The organism is Paenibacillus sp. FSL H7-0357 (assembly GCF_000758525.1).
In the GTDB taxonomy this organism is placed as follows: Bacteria; Bacillota; Bacilli; order Paenibacillales; family Paenibacillaceae; genus Paenibacillus_AQ.
Window position 1 is genome coordinate 5,879,844 of sequence record NZ_CP009241.1, and the last position, 13,099, is coordinate 5,892,942.

Genomic DNA, 13,099 nt, shown 5'->3' on the forward strand with positions numbered 1-13,099 from the left:
AGCAGGGTGATACCCGGCTATATAGACAGGACTACATGCTGACTTTGACCATGGCGGGACGAAGAACTTTATCTTTCAGGAGATAGCCCTTCTGGACCTCTTCCGTCACGATACCTTCCTCGTGCTCGTCGCTCTCCACCTGCATAATGGCCTGATGATATTCAGGGTTAAAAGGCTGTCCTACTGTTTCCATGGCTGTAAGTCCTTCGGACTTCAATACCCCTTCAAGCTGGCGGAAAATCATGTTCACACCTTTGCCGAAGGCCTCGGATTCTGTACTTGCCGAAGCCGTGGCGAGTGCACGCTCGAAATTATCCAGTACAGGAAGCAGTTCACCGACCAGCTTGGAAGTGGCGTATTGCGCCAGCTCTTCCTTCTCCTTCTGCGTACGGCGGCGGAAGTTGTCAAAATCGGCCTGCACACGCAGCGCACGCGCTTGATACTCCTCAGCCAGATCCTGCAGGCGCTTAGCAGCTTCACCGCTGCCCGAAGCCTCCCCGCTGGTCTCTTCCCCCGTAAACGAACCGGTTTCCTGTGCTGCTTCTGCTTCATCGGCTGCCTGGTTCTCATTTATAGCCTGATCTTTAATTTCATTTGAATCTTGCACTTGATCCTCTTTCAAGTTGTCTTCACCTCCTTAAAATCAGTCACGTTAATCTTTAACACTCTGTTCACTTATACCAGTGTGCCAGCATTGCTGTCAAATCCCGGGACAGAATCCCCAGTATGCCCATTACTCTTGCGTATTCCATCCGGGTCGGGCCAAGGATGCCGATGCTTCCCAGCGCCTTGCCGTCGAGCGAATAAGTAGCGGTAATCAGACTGCAATTGGCGAAGGCCTCATGCTTATTCTCGGTACCAATCCGCACCTGCATACCGGTTCCACCGGATGCGGGGGCCAGCATTTTGAGCAGGGTCGGCGTTTCCTCCAGCAAATCCAGAATATTCTTGACTTTATCGACGTCTTTGAACTCCGGCTGGGTCAGCATATTCGTCGCCCCGCTGAGATAAATGCGCTGTTCATGATCGCTTTCCAGCGCCGTGTCCAGTACTTTCATTAATTCTTCATAATGGGAGATGTGGCGCTGCATTTCCTCACCAAGCTCGGAATAGAGCTGGCTCTTCAGCTTATAGAGCGGTACGTTCACCAGCTTGCTGTTCAGCAGATTAACCACTTTCTCCATTTCGGAGAGGGAAATCTCCGGAGGGATCTGAACCGTACGGTTCTCGACCTGTCCGGTGCTTGTAACGATGATCGCCACGGCGTTGTTGCCATCGAGCGGAAGCAGCTGAAAATGGCGCAATGATGTATGAAAAACCTCCGGTCCCAGCAGGATGGAAGTATAATTCGTCATATTGGAAAGGATCATTGCCGCATGTTGGATTACTTGCTCCGTCGCATTCAGCTTCTCTGCGAAAAAAGCGCGGATCGTGCCCATTTCTGCCGACTCGGCGGAATTCCACGGCACCAAATGATCCACATAATAGCGGTAGCCTTTATGGGAAGGAATTCTCCCTGCCGATGTATGGGGCTGCTCGAGATATCCTAAATCCTCCAGGTCGGCCATTTCGTTGCGGATAGTAGCAGGACTGTAGCCTACATCCCCCCGTTTGGAAATGCTGCGCGAGCCCACTGGCTCAGCGGAAGATATATAATCATCAACGATAGCGTTAAGTATCATTCTCTGGCGTTCGGTTAACATGTAATTCCCTCCTATCGGCTGTGGCTCCGATTCGTTAGCACTCTGGTCAGATGAGTGCTAACCACTAATACAAAAATACCAAACTGACCTTGACATTGTCAAGTCAGTTCAGCATCTTGGGTGCAGTCATTATTCGACTCATTCCTGAATTCCCCGGAAAGTCTGCCGGTCACTTGCCACACCTTGCAGTGCAATCCAGGAATGAGTACTTAATATCAGCTTCTATATTTATGTTGCAGGCTACTTGCGGCCCGGTTAATTCAGCATCTTAAGCACAGCGATTTCGTCGCAGGCATTCTGCTTCTTGCAGTTGACACAATCGGTCCATACCTTCTCTGGGAAGATTTCTTTCTCTACGACAGTGAAGCCGTTTCTGAGGAAAAAATCAACTGCATAGGTCAAGGCCATAATCTTCGGAATCCCCTGACGTCTTGCTTCTTCCGTCAGCTTCTCCAGAATCATTGAGCCTACTCCCTTGCCTTTACCCTCATCACGCAGACCGAGGGAACGAACCTCGACAAGATCATTGCCCAGTCTGAAAAGCGATCCGCAGCCGACAAATGTGCCGCCGATTTCAGCGATCACAAACTGATCAATCTGGCGGGCCAGCGCTTGCCTGGAACGGGGCAGCATGATACCGCTCTGAGCGTATTCTTCAATCATTAGAAACAGCGGCTCAACATCCTCCACTGTAGCATTTCTGCATATCACCTTCTGATCTCCTGCAGGAACTGAATGGCGGATCATTTCCGTTTTGACAAGCACTTTGACTCACCCCTCGTTGTTAATATGAATAAATATACAACATAGTGAATTACAATTCAAGGGGTATTTTAAAATTAAACCTCTGTCAAAGCACCGACAAATTCACCAAATACATCATTCCCGAACAGGATTCCCTGCTTGCTCAGACGGTAGACATCCCCGTCCTGCTCAAGCAGCCCGGCATGCAGCATTTTATGCAGCGAGTCCGCAAAAACAGTCTCCAGCGATTTGCCGAACTGAGCCTTGAACGCCCGGTCCGACACGCCTTCACGCATGCGCAAACCGACCATCATGAAGTCCTCCATCGCCTCCTGTTCGGAGATCGGGAAGGAATCCAGCCGCGGCAGCCCGCTGCGCGAAGCCTCGATATACGGATTGACACCCTTAATATTCATATGCCGCTGCCGTTTGACATATCCATGCGCCCCCGCGCCCAGGCCGTAATAATCTTCATTGCGCCAGTACGTAATATTGTGGCGGCTTTCCATTCCCGGCTTGGCGAAGTTGCTGATCTCATATTGCGTGTAGCCCGCAGCCTCCATCGTTGACATCAGCAGCAGGTACATCTCCAGCTCATCCTCTTCACTTGGCAGCGGAAGCTTGTTCTTGTTAAACAGCGTGTGGAACAGCGTGTTCTCCTCTACCTTCAAGCTGTAGATGGAATAATGGGGCAGGTCCAGCTCCAGCGCCTTGCGGATGCTTTCTCTAAGCATATCCACCGTCTGGTTCGGCAATCCGAACATCAGGTCAACAGACAGATTATCCAGTCCGACCGCGCGTGCATTTTCCAGGCTGCGGTACACGTCATCCACATTATGAATCCGTCCAATGCCGCTAAGCAGCTCATTCTGGAAAGCCTGGACACCAAAGCTAACCCGGTTGACTCCGCCTTCTTTCATTACCATTAGCTTATCCTTGTCCGTAGTACCGGGATTTGCCTCCATCGTGAACTCGATATTCTCATCCCACTGCGGGAAATGCTTGCGTACTGACTTCAGAAAATAGGCCATTTCGTCCGGCTTCAGCACCGTCGGTGTTCCCCCGCCGACAAAGATCGTCTTGATGACACCCGGAGGGGTGTTCTTCACCGTCAGTTCCATCTCCCGGTCCAGGGCATGCAGATAGTCCATCACCGGCTGGTCCTTCAGAACATAGGAATTAAAATCACAATAAAAGCACTTGTTCGTGCAAAACGGGATATGAATATATACGGCCTCAGGGGGACGGCCATTGTTTTCTGTGTTCATAGCTGTCTCCTTACTATACTAAAGTCTTCAGCAAAGCTGACTTGATTGTGAAGAAATCTTGACGCCTTTATATTGGAAAGGCCTTGATTTACCCCATATCTTTACTTCTCTATCACAAAAGGGAAGCCTGACGGCTTCCCTTGCAGAGCGATCACTTGCCATTGACATCCTTTAAGACTGTTTTACTCGTCAATCTTCAGCACGGCCATGAACGCTTCCTGCGGCACCTCAACGCTGCCGACCTGCTTCATGCGTTTCTTGCCTTCCTTCTGCTTCTCCAGCAGCTTCCGCTTACGCGAGATGTCCCCGCCGTAGCATTTGGCAAGAACGTTCTTGCGCATCGCCTTAACGGTCTCACGGGCAACAACCTTCGTGCCGACAGAGGCCTGAATCGGCACCTCGAACATTTGCCGCGGGATGATGCCGCGCAGCTTCTCGCAAATGATCCGCCCGCGGTTGTACGCGCGGTCGCGGTGGACGATGAACGACAGGGCATCGACCTGCTCTCCGTTCAGGACAATGTCCATCTTCACCAGGTTGGACTGGCGGTAGCCGGAAATTTCATAATCGAAGGAAGCATAGCCCTTCGTGCCTGACTTAAGCTGGTCGAAGAAATCATATACGATTTCGGACAGCGGAATCTGATAAGTGATCGTCACCCGATTGGAATCGAGATACTCCATGTTGACGAATTCACCACGTTTGTTCTGGCACAATTCCATTACGGTACCCACATAATCATTCGGGACGATAATCGCGGCCTTAACGTACGGCTCTTCCACGTAATCAATAGTACCGATTTCCGGATAATGCGACGGATTATCGATCTGAAGCATTTCACCGTTGGTCAGCATAATCCGGTAAATAACGCTCGGGGCTGTCGTAATCAGCGGCAGATTGAATTCACGCTCAATCCGCTCCTGAATAATCTCCATATGCAGCAGTCCGAGGAAGCCGCAGCGGAAGCCGAAACCGAGCGCGCTTGAGCTTTCCGGCTCAAAGCTGAGCGACGCATCATTAAGCTGGAGCTTCTCCAGCGCTTCGCGCAGGTCGTTGTAGTCCGATGTTTCGATCGGATATAGACCGCAATATACCATCGGATTGATCTTACGGTAACCAGGCAGCGGTTCCGGGGTTGGATTCTTGGCATCCGTCACCGTATCCCCGACACGGGTGTCGCCTACATGTTTGATTCCGGCTACGATAAAGCCGACATCGCCGATGTTAAGCTCATCGACAATGGTCATGCGCGGCATAAACGCCCCGACTTCGATAACCTCGAATACCTTTTCCGTTGCCATCATCTTGATCTTGGAACCGGTACGGATCTTTCCGTCCATAACACGTACATAGACGATAACGCCTTTGTACGGATCATAGTGAGAGTCAAAGATCAATGCCTTCAGCGGTTCTTCAGAGTTGCCGGTCGGTGCAGGAACCTGTTTGACGACCTGCTCCAGAATTTCCTTGATACCGATACCGGCTTTGGCAGAAGCAAGCACCGCTTCACTGGCATCCAGTCCGATCACATCCTCAATCTCCTGCTTAACCCGTTCCGGGTCGGCGCTTGGCAGATCGATTTTGTTGATAACCGGCAGAATCTCCAGGTTGTTGTCCAATGCCAGATACACGTTAGCCAGCGTTTGCGCTTCAATCCCTTGCGCCGCATCCACGACCAGCAATGCGCCTTCACAGGCGGCAAGGCTGCGGGAAACCTCATAGGTGAAATCGACGTGTCCCGGTGTGTCAATCAGGTTGAGCAAGTAATCCTGGCCGTCGTCAGCACGGTAGGTGAGACGCACAGCCTGCAGTTTAATTGTAATCCCGCGTTCGCGCTCCAGATCCATCTGGTCAAGCACCTGCTCTTGCATTTCGCGCGAGCTAAGTGCACCTGTATACTCAAGAATACGGTCAGCCAGTGTCGATTTACCATGGTCTATATGTGCAATAATCGAGAAATTGCGGATTTGTTGTTGTCTTTTCTGAACGTCAGTCATTCCTTACCCCCACAGACAGCCTAATGTTAATCCACTTATTATAACAGTACGCGCTTCCCCCATCAATCCCGTCCCCCGCAGGAAAATAAAGAAAAGACATCCGGTTGATGTCTTTTCATATAAGGCCTATGTTATAAAGGCTCTTCCTGGCCTTTTACAGCTGCAATGAATAAACATGCTGCATTCTTCGTGCGGGGTGCCTGTCACTCTTCGACAGAGTCGAACAAGGAGACTACCCAGCGGATGCTTTTTTGCGAAGCCTGCTGCAGCAGGCCTGCCGTCTTATCCGCCAGCACATCCACTCCCCTGTTTTGCTCCTCCGGAATCAGAATCTGCTCCGGGGTCAGCGTGCTGTAATCCCTCACTTCCTGCTGCGGGAGCTGCTCGGTGCCATTAGGCACCGCAGTTTGCTTCTGGACCCCCGGAAGCACCGTGTAAGCACCTGTTGCCGGATCTATAGCCACAGGCACATAAACGTAAGCCTGCCCACCCTTAACGGCTCCCGCCCCTGTTCCCGTCACGGCGGAAGCTCCTGCTGCTTGTCCGGTCTGGGGGGTCCCGGATATTCCGTTCCAGCCCGGCAGCACCGCGGAGTTCTTAGCGACGCTGCTGCCAACTCCGCCAAACTGCATGCCAATCAATATGCCGATTCCCGCCCAAATTCCGACCATCGTCAGTTTTTTCCCGAACCGCGACATAGCTGTCACTCCCTTTTAATACTTGCTGATACTTGTTAATGCTTGCTGTAAAGCCCGCCCGATTTAATAGCGCTGTATGAATTAAGAAACGCCGCCTGTGCTTTTTGCTCCCTGGACGCCCTCAGCTCCGCTTTCCTGCGTCTGCGTATCGGCGCTTTTGTCCGGGGCGGCAGCTTTTTCGGCGTCATGGCTGCTCCAGTACACATCGGCGATGGCATCGGCTAGAACGTCTGCTGTACGCTTCAGCTCCTCGGCAGTATTGTCAATTCCGCCCACCTCAATCAACACGCTGTTTGGTGAGAGACTCTGGTTATACTCCCCGTTGTTTCCGTTTCCGGACGACTTGCCCCAGATGCCCCGTGAGAGACCCGGATAGCTTTTCTCAAGCAGCTGATGAATCTCGTTGGCGAAAGCCTCATTTTTCTTCCAGTTCTTATTCGCATGGCCAAGAATGAAATAGACCTGGGCGTAGCTTTTGCCTCCGATCTCTGCAGTCGTTTTGCCATGGCGCTGTGAATCACGGTGTATATCGATCAGCTCAGTCATTTCCTGATTCCCGGCAAGCGCTGACTTAATAGTCATCCGTGAATATTTATAGGAAAAATTCCAGCTGTAATCCGGTACCTTCGTCGCGTAATCCTCCTGTGCATGCACCGTTCCAATTCCCCGCTTTTCCAGCCGCTTTGTTATATATGATCCTACCAGCATTACATTTTTGGAAGGCACGCCGGAGCTTGGATTGTCGCTTTGCACCCCCAGCAGAGGATTGTAAGCCTCGCGGGGATGGGAGTGGTAGACCAGAATGCGTTTAATTGATGTATCCTGCACATTCCCCCCGTTATCACCCGGGCTGCTGTTGCCCCCGTCTCCTCCGGTCTCGGGAGAGTCAGGCGTCACCGTAGCCTCAGGTTGCGGAGAAGCCTCTGTACCCGGGTTGTCTGTGTCTTCCGCCGGAGATGGTCCATGTTCATCCACCACACCCTCTGCGCCAGTCCCTGTTCCGCCGTCCGAGGCCAGCTCATCACTGCCCGGATGATAATCAGCCGGTGCTCCCGTAGCGCCGCCTGAGCCTTTACGGAGCAGGAAAGGATCATCCGCTGCCAGCCCCGGCACCTCACGCGAGAGCAGACTCTTCGGATCACCGGGATCGACGCTTGTCAGCAGCCGGAACACGAAGGAGGTGACCTTTGGGCCCGAAAATGCCGAAGGCTCGTCCCCTTTAGGCAAATGCGGAACCTCCATGCCCAGAAGCTCCATAAAGAATCCGCTGGAAAGCGAAGCAGCCAATCCTTTCATAGAAGGAATGGGTGAAGAGTTCAGCTTCTGTCCGGCTAATCCACCGGCTCCAAGCAGCATGAAAAACACAAGTGAACCTCCGGCCAGCAGCAGCATTGTTCTCCCCAGCGACAGAACATCCAGCAGCTTTCCCCGCAGCCGGCCGATATTCCACAGCTGAAACCATTTTCTATTCATTATTGTTATGTCCTCCTCCAGCCCTCTGTAATCTCTTATATTTCAAATCTATGAGCCAGGGAGGAATACTAGAACCGAAAAAGAGATAAGTAGAAACAGCAGCGGTGGAATCTGCCAGCCGGTAACAGAAAAAAACCCGCACAGGCTTTGCCGTTCGGCAGCCGGTACGGGCTCTATATTCAGGTGAAAATTAATGCGTGTAGGCTCCGACATTGCCTGGATCCACGGCTTCATGCAATGCAGCATTCAGTCCGCTGGCAACGATATTGGCAATTTCCTCAATAAACTCATCGATTTCCTTAGGGGTAACAATCAGATCATGTCCCAGCGGCTCAAGCACTTCCTTGACCAGCGCAAGCCGCTCCTGCTCGGAGATATCATCCAGCATACCCATGATTTCTTTCGTATGGGCTGCCCCGTCTCCAACCTGTGCAAAGTGATTCTTCATCATCTCCAGCACATTATTGACGATGGTGGACGCATAACAAACGGTAGGAACGCCGATAGCAATGCAGGGAATCCCCAGAATCTCCTGAGTCAGTCCACGCCGTTTATTACCGATTCCCGAACCCGGATGAATCCCGATATCGGCAATTTGAATCGTCGTATTGATCCGCTCAAGTGAACGGGAGGCCAGGGCATCAATCGCAATAATGACATCCGGCTTCGTGCGGTCCACGATCCCTTGCACAACCTCGCTCGATTCAATGCCGGTCAGTCCGAGCACACCCGGGGCAATCGCACTCACATTACGGTAGCCGGGAGAGACCTGATCCGGAACCAATTCATAGAACTGTCTCGTAACCAGTGCGTTCTCCACCACCAGCGGGCCGAGCGAGTCCGGAGTTACATTCCAGTTGCCCAGTCCCACTATCAGCACGGAGGATTCTTTGTTGATTCCGATCCGGTTCAGGAACTGTTCAAATTCGCGGGCAAACACGGTGGATACCTTCTGCTGCAGACCGGTATCTCCGCCGCGAAGTGCCGGAACTTCCAGCGTCACATAATTTCCGATCGCACGCCCGATAGCCTGTGATCCTGCATTATTGGCTACTCCAAGCCGGGTTACCTTGATTCCGCCCTCTTCTTCCACCTCTTCATTCACACCGGGAATCGGCGTTTTTTGCGGTCCCTGGGCCATTTCCTTCGCCTCTACCGCCAAATCCGTACGTACCGAATACAGCTGAAGATCCAGTTCCATTGATAGTTCAGCCTCCTTATAATTTAATGAGCATTAGCTTTTGCTTTTTGTCGATAGTGTGCGAGAGATAGCTGTGGTTTATTCAGGGCAGCAAGGTTTAATTCAAATTCAAAATAGGTATAACATTTCACATTACGGTACTGAGAGGATCAGCTACATTGGAATGCGATTTTCAAAAGCTTTTAGTGTTGCTTTTTGCTAACGGTCATGCTAAACTATTTTAAGTTGTGAATCATATGATGATTTCGAATGTCTTCCAGGAGGTGAATGCAATGCCAAATATCAAATCCGCGGTTAAACGCGTCAAGACGACCGAAAAACGCCGTGCACTGAACGCTTCCCAGAAGTCCGCGCTTCGTACAGCTGTGAAAACTGCTGATGTAGCACTGACAGGAACGGAAGTTGAAACTGCTCAAGCTGCTTTCCAAGCTGCTTCCAAAAAGCTGGACAAGGCCGTAAGTAAAGGTCTGGTTCATAAAAATGCGGCTGCCCGCAAAAAATCCCGCTTGGCGAAGAAATTGAACGCTCTTAAGGCAGAAGCCTAAGCCAAGGGCGACATTCATAATGAGCATTCTAAGAACCTGACCGCTATGCTGCATACGGTTAGGTTTTTTTGTGCCCATTTACCTCTTTATAATAGTAGGAACTGCAAAAGCCTGCCCGGTGATATTACGCAACACGGGGCAGGCTTTTTTGCAGTATGTTCTATGAATGGTCTTGTTCCGGTTCAAGCGCCCAGCTGCAGCATAAACATCTCCAGCCCAAGCACCTTGTCTATAGCTCCTGTCTTCATCTTGTAATCCAAATCGGCCAGGGTGCTCAGAATACTCCGCAGGCGCTGGCTTTCAAATTTACGGGCCTGCTCACCAGCCAGCTTGACGGCATAGGGATGCAGTCCAATTTGCGAAGCAATCTGCCCCTGTGAGTAGCTCAGCGCGGACAAATCCTTAACCTGCAGAATGATCCGGAACTGCCGGGCGATCAGCGCGGCAATCTTGATCGGTTCCTCGCGTTGCTTCAGCAGCTCGTAAAGTGTATTAAGCGCCTTGTCGAGGCGTAAGTTCGCTATATCCTCCACCAGGGTGAACACATTCTGCTCAGTGCCGCGGTGTACCAGACTCTCCACTGCTGCAGCATCCACGGTTCCGCCCTGACCTGCGAACAAGCACAGCTTGTCCATCTCTGCAGACAAACCCTGAAGCCCTGTCCCGGCACTGGCCACCAGCGCCTCGGCTGTTCCAGACGCCACGCTGCAGCCGCGCTCACGGAAGCCCTTCTCCACCCAGCGCAGCAGCTCTTCCGCACCCAGCGGATTGAAGGCCAGCACCGTGCCTGCGGCCTTGGCCGCTTTGACGATTTTTTTGCGTTCATCCAGCTTGTCATTATTGACCATAAATACGATTACACTGAATTCAGCCGGCTGCTGCATATAATCGCTAAGTATTTCTACACGATGCTCAATCTTTGCGTTCTCTTTCCCCGCCGTGAACAGGGAAGCATCTCTCACCAGCAGCAGCTTCCGCTCCACCATAAACGGCACAGTCTCCGCTTCTTCTATAACCGCCTGCACGGGCGTCTCCGAGAGATCGAAGGGAATCACTGCAAAGTCACGGTCCTCTTTGGCAATCAGATGCTCCTCCAGAAAGGCCGCAAATTCATTCATCCGGAACTTCTCACTGCCATACAAAACATACAGCGGTGAAATATTCCCCTTCTTGATGTCCTTGGCCGCCGTTTTGGCATCCATCCCGCCACTTCCTTTTCCATTGCATTCCTCAAAGCTTTGTATGAATCCAATCCATTTTTATATTTTAACAAAAAAGCAGCTATAAACATAGGCGTCTTTCCCTCTATCCGTCCAAGCTTCCTGCAGCATGACATGCAAAAACGGAGCAACTTCGGCAGCGTTGACCAAAGTTGCTCCGTTTCAGCGGCGCATCTATATAAACGACGGAAGGAAAAGCTCTAGAAACTTCCCTTCCGACGGTCATACCGATGAAACTCGCAATCCTGAAATTCCTGTCCTCTTACCATAGCATATTCCACTAGCTCTCAAAAAGTTCCACTCTGCAATTATTTATTGGACGTTGCCGCGTCCGGGGTAACAGCAGGTGAAGCTACCGGCGTAGGCTCCGGTGATGCTGCCGGTGAGGCAGAGACACCGGCTTCAGGAACTGTATATACATTGGCTACTTCAGCGCCGTTCTGCTCGGTCACATAGGAGAACTGCAGTCCGTCCGCCGACCAGTTACCGGAAACCCACGCTCCTTCCAGTGGAAGTGAGGTCAGGACCGTCCTTTCCTGCTCTGGTCCGTTTGAAGGAAGCTTATAAATTACCAGCTGCTGTTCGGCCAGTTCAGCTGTGTAGAGACCATCGGGTGAGGTCCACGAAGCTTGGGCTTTGAGAGCAGAAAAGCCCATATTTCTATCTTCCCCCGCCCCGGGCTCATGGGAGGCATCCAGAAACTCCCGGCTGTCGGCTGCTGCCGGATCCCCGCCTTCGTCCAATTCCATGTTATTGCTGCTTTTGGAGTCCATATCCGCAGCCCCGGGTGCCGGAGTTGCTGTTCCGGTAGTGACCTTCCTGCTTGAAGTCCGCTTATCTGATCCAGACTTTTTGGTCATGGCAGGAGCTTTATCCGTTGCTTCTGCGGTTGGAGCAGCAGCAGTCTCTGCCGGTGCGACACTACCGCCGGTATTCTGGCCCCCGCCAGCGGAAGTAGGATCCACTTTCTCGGAGTTCTCCAACTCTTGCTTGCTCTCGCCCGGTGCAGCATCCTCCTCAGCGGAATCCGTAGCTGCCGAGGACATTATGCTCAGGGCATCATTGCCGGCGTTGTTCTCAGCTGTCTGTTGTAGCGATTGCTCCACATCCGCCGTCGGCATGCTGCCCGGCATATTAAACATAGCAATAAGCAGGATAACCGCTGCCGCAGCAGCTCCTATGCCTGTCCGCGCTGCCAGGGAAGCTCCCTTGGAAGCTTTGCCATGGGTGCTCTTGCGGGAAAAAGGCACGACCTTTGGATCTTCTTCAGGGCTTACCGCATCTGCGCTTTTCCCCTGGATGTTTAGGTCCAGTTGATCAAGCTGAGGCAGGATTGAGTCAACCAGACTGAATGGGGGTTTCACGTCCGGCAGCTGCTCCAGTTGCTGGGAGAGCATCTTCAGCCGGTCAAAGACTTCCGCGCAGGAAGAACAATCATCAATATGACGGAACATTTCAATCATCTCGTCCTGACTGAGATCATGATCCAAATAGCGGTGCATCCATTCCATCACCTCCGCGCATTTCATCCTGATACACCACCTTTCTGGTACTCCTGAAGTCTATTCTGCAGCTGCTGCCTTGCCCGGAACAGGTAAGATTTCACTGTATTCAAAGGCAAATCCAAACAGTCTGCTATCTCGTTGTAAGAAAAATCCTGCAAATATCGCAGTACAATTACGGTGCGGTGATGCTCAGGGAGTTGGTCAATCGCTTCACGGATATCCTCCTGCAAATAGGCGGACATCACTTCGCGCTCCACATTATGTTTATTGTCCTGAAACACCATTTCGTGTTCATCAATTGAAACTGTAGGTTTTGTTCTCCTGAATTTGTCAATGCAAATGTTGGTAACGATCCGCTGAACCCATGTTTTGAACTGTGCCTTCTCTTCATATGAACCAATTTTGGTATACACTCTGATGAGTGCCTCCTGTGATGCATCCAGAGCGTCCTGTTCATTATGCAGAATATAGAAGGCTGTTTTATATACATGTCCCTCAATTTCTCGCAATAGGGTGATTAGAGCGTCGCGATCGCCCGCTTGAGCGGCTCTGATGAGTCCCTGCTCCACCACGAAGGTTCCCCCTCTCTATGCAATCTTACTGACGCGCAAGACTGCGGATTTGTTGCAAGCCTGTAATCATTATTTTTAGGATACCAAACTTTGTTTATTACGTCTTTCCGGCCGCAAGGGTTTCAGCCCTTAGCTTCCACCGGAACGGTCTATAATCCTTACTAAGCATACAG

Annotated in this window: 12 protein-coding genes; 1 reads left to right on the plus strand and 11 read right to left on the minus strand. The window is 51.5% G+C overall.

The window, feature by feature from the left end; genetic code table 11:
• Positions 1-31 precede the first annotated feature (31 nt).
• The 8 genes from grpE to gpr form a co-directional block, all read right to left on the minus strand.
• Positions 32-622: a nucleotide exchange factor GrpE gene (grpE, locus tag H70357_RS26020; RefSeq protein ID WP_038595485.1), complete on the minus strand. Its 591-nt coding sequence runs from the start codon at positions 620-622 to the stop codon at positions 32-34.
• Positions 623-671: 49 nt separating this feature from the next.
• Positions 672-1,703, minus strand: a complete 1,032-nt coding sequence (hrcA, locus tag H70357_RS26025) for a heat-inducible transcriptional repressor HrcA (protein WP_038595487.1) — start codon at positions 1,701-1,703, stop codon at positions 672-674.
• 255 nt (positions 1,704-1,958) lie between these two features.
• Positions 1,959-2,450 carry an N-acetyltransferase gene (locus H70357_RS26030; RefSeq protein ID WP_052092669.1) on the minus strand — a complete coding sequence of 164 codons (492 nt, stop codon included), beginning with the start codon at positions 2,448-2,450 and terminating at the stop codon, positions 1,959-1,961.
• A 92-nt stretch (positions 2,451-2,542) separates the two neighbouring features.
• Entirely contained in the window at positions 2,543-3,715 is a 1,173-nt protein-coding gene (gene hemW, locus H70357_RS26035) for a radical SAM family heme chaperone HemW (RefSeq protein WP_038595488.1), read from the minus strand.
• A gap of 182 nt (positions 3,716-3,897) precedes the next feature.
• A complete protein-coding gene (lepA, locus tag H70357_RS26040) occupies positions 3,898-5,712 on the minus strand; it encodes a translation elongation factor 4 (protein WP_038595489.1) in 1,815 nt (604 codons plus the stop codon).
• 203 nt (positions 5,713-5,915) lie between these two features.
• Complete coding sequence (locus tag H70357_RS26045) at positions 5,916-6,410, minus strand: hypothetical protein (RefSeq protein WP_038595492.1); 495 nt, start codon at positions 6,408-6,410, stop codon at positions 5,916-5,918.
• Positions 6,411-6,491: 81 nt separating this feature from the next.
• Positions 6,492-7,883 carry a stage II sporulation protein P gene (locus H70357_RS26050; protein WP_052092257.1) on the minus strand — a complete coding sequence of 464 codons (1,392 nt, stop codon included), beginning with the start codon at positions 7,881-7,883 and terminating at the stop codon, positions 6,492-6,494.
• A 190-nt stretch (positions 7,884-8,073) separates the two neighbouring features.
• Positions 8,074-9,084 (minus strand): GPR endopeptidase, encoded by a 1,011-nt coding sequence (gene gpr / locus H70357_RS26055; RefSeq protein WP_038595493.1) that lies wholly within the window; start codon positions 9,082-9,084, stop codon positions 8,074-8,076.
• A 272-nt stretch (positions 9,085-9,356) separates the two neighbouring features.
• Between gpr and rpsT the strand changes: the two genes are divergently transcribed.
• The gene (gene rpsT / locus H70357_RS26060; protein WP_038595494.1) at positions 9,357-9,629 is read left to right on the plus strand and encodes a 30S ribosomal protein S20; all 273 of its coding nucleotides are present in this window, start codon (positions 9,357-9,359) and stop codon (positions 9,627-9,629) included.
• 182 nt (positions 9,630-9,811) lie between these two features.
• Here rpsT and holA read toward each other — a convergent pair whose 3' ends face one another.
• From holA to H70357_RS26075, 3 genes are all read right to left on the minus strand, one after another.
• A complete protein-coding gene (gene holA, locus H70357_RS26065; RefSeq protein WP_038595500.1) occupies positions 9,812-10,831 on the minus strand; it encodes a DNA polymerase III subunit delta in 1,020 nt (339 codons plus the stop codon).
• A 326-nt stretch (positions 10,832-11,157) separates the two neighbouring features.
• Complete coding sequence (locus H70357_RS26070) at positions 11,158-12,378, minus strand: anti-sigma factor family protein (RefSeq protein ID WP_038595501.1); 1,221 nt, start codon at positions 12,376-12,378, stop codon at positions 11,158-11,160.
• Positions 12,375-12,926, minus strand: coding sequence for an RNA polymerase sigma factor (locus H70357_RS26075; protein ID WP_038595503.1), 552 nt, complete (start codon positions 12,924-12,926; stop codon positions 12,375-12,377). Before H70357_RS26075 ends, H70357_RS26070 begins: the two co-directional genes overlap by 4 nt.
• Between the last annotated feature and the right edge of the window lie 173 nt (positions 12,927-13,099).

Coding starts and splice junctions, on each gene's coding strand:
- H70357_RS26030 (WP_052092669.1), bottom strand. CDS start 2,450: ATGATCCGCCATTCAGTTCCTGCAGGAGATCAGAAGGTGATATGCAGA.
- hrcA (WP_038595487.1), bottom strand. CDS start 1,703: ATGTTAACCGAACGCCAGAGAATGATACTTAACGCTATCGTTGATGAT.
- hemW (WP_038595488.1), bottom strand. CDS start 3,715: ATGAACACAGAAAACAATGGCCGTCCCCCTGAGGCCGTATATATTCAT.
- gpr (WP_038595493.1), bottom strand. CDS start 9,084: ATGGAACTGGATCTTCAGCTGTATTCGGTACGTACGGATTTGGCGGTA.
- rpsT (WP_038595494.1), top strand. CDS start 9,357: ATGCCAAATATCAAATCCGCGGTTAAACGCGTCAAGACGACCGAAAAA.
- H70357_RS26070 (WP_038595501.1), bottom strand. CDS start 12,378: ATGAAATGCGCGGAGGTGATGGAATGGATGCACCGCTATTTGGATCAT.
- holA (WP_038595500.1), bottom strand. CDS start 10,831: ATGGATGCCAAAACGGCGGCCAAGGACATCAAGAAGGGGAATATTTCA.
- lepA (WP_038595489.1), bottom strand. CDS start 5,712: ATGACTGACGTTCAGAAAAGACAACAACAAATCCGCAATTTCTCGATT.
- H70357_RS26050 (WP_052092257.1), bottom strand. CDS start 7,883: ATGAATAGAAAATGGTTTCAGCTGTGGAATATCGGCCGGCTGCGGGGA.
- H70357_RS26045 (WP_038595492.1), bottom strand. CDS start 6,410: ATGTCGCGGTTCGGGAAAAAACTGACGATGGTCGGAATTTGGGCGGGA.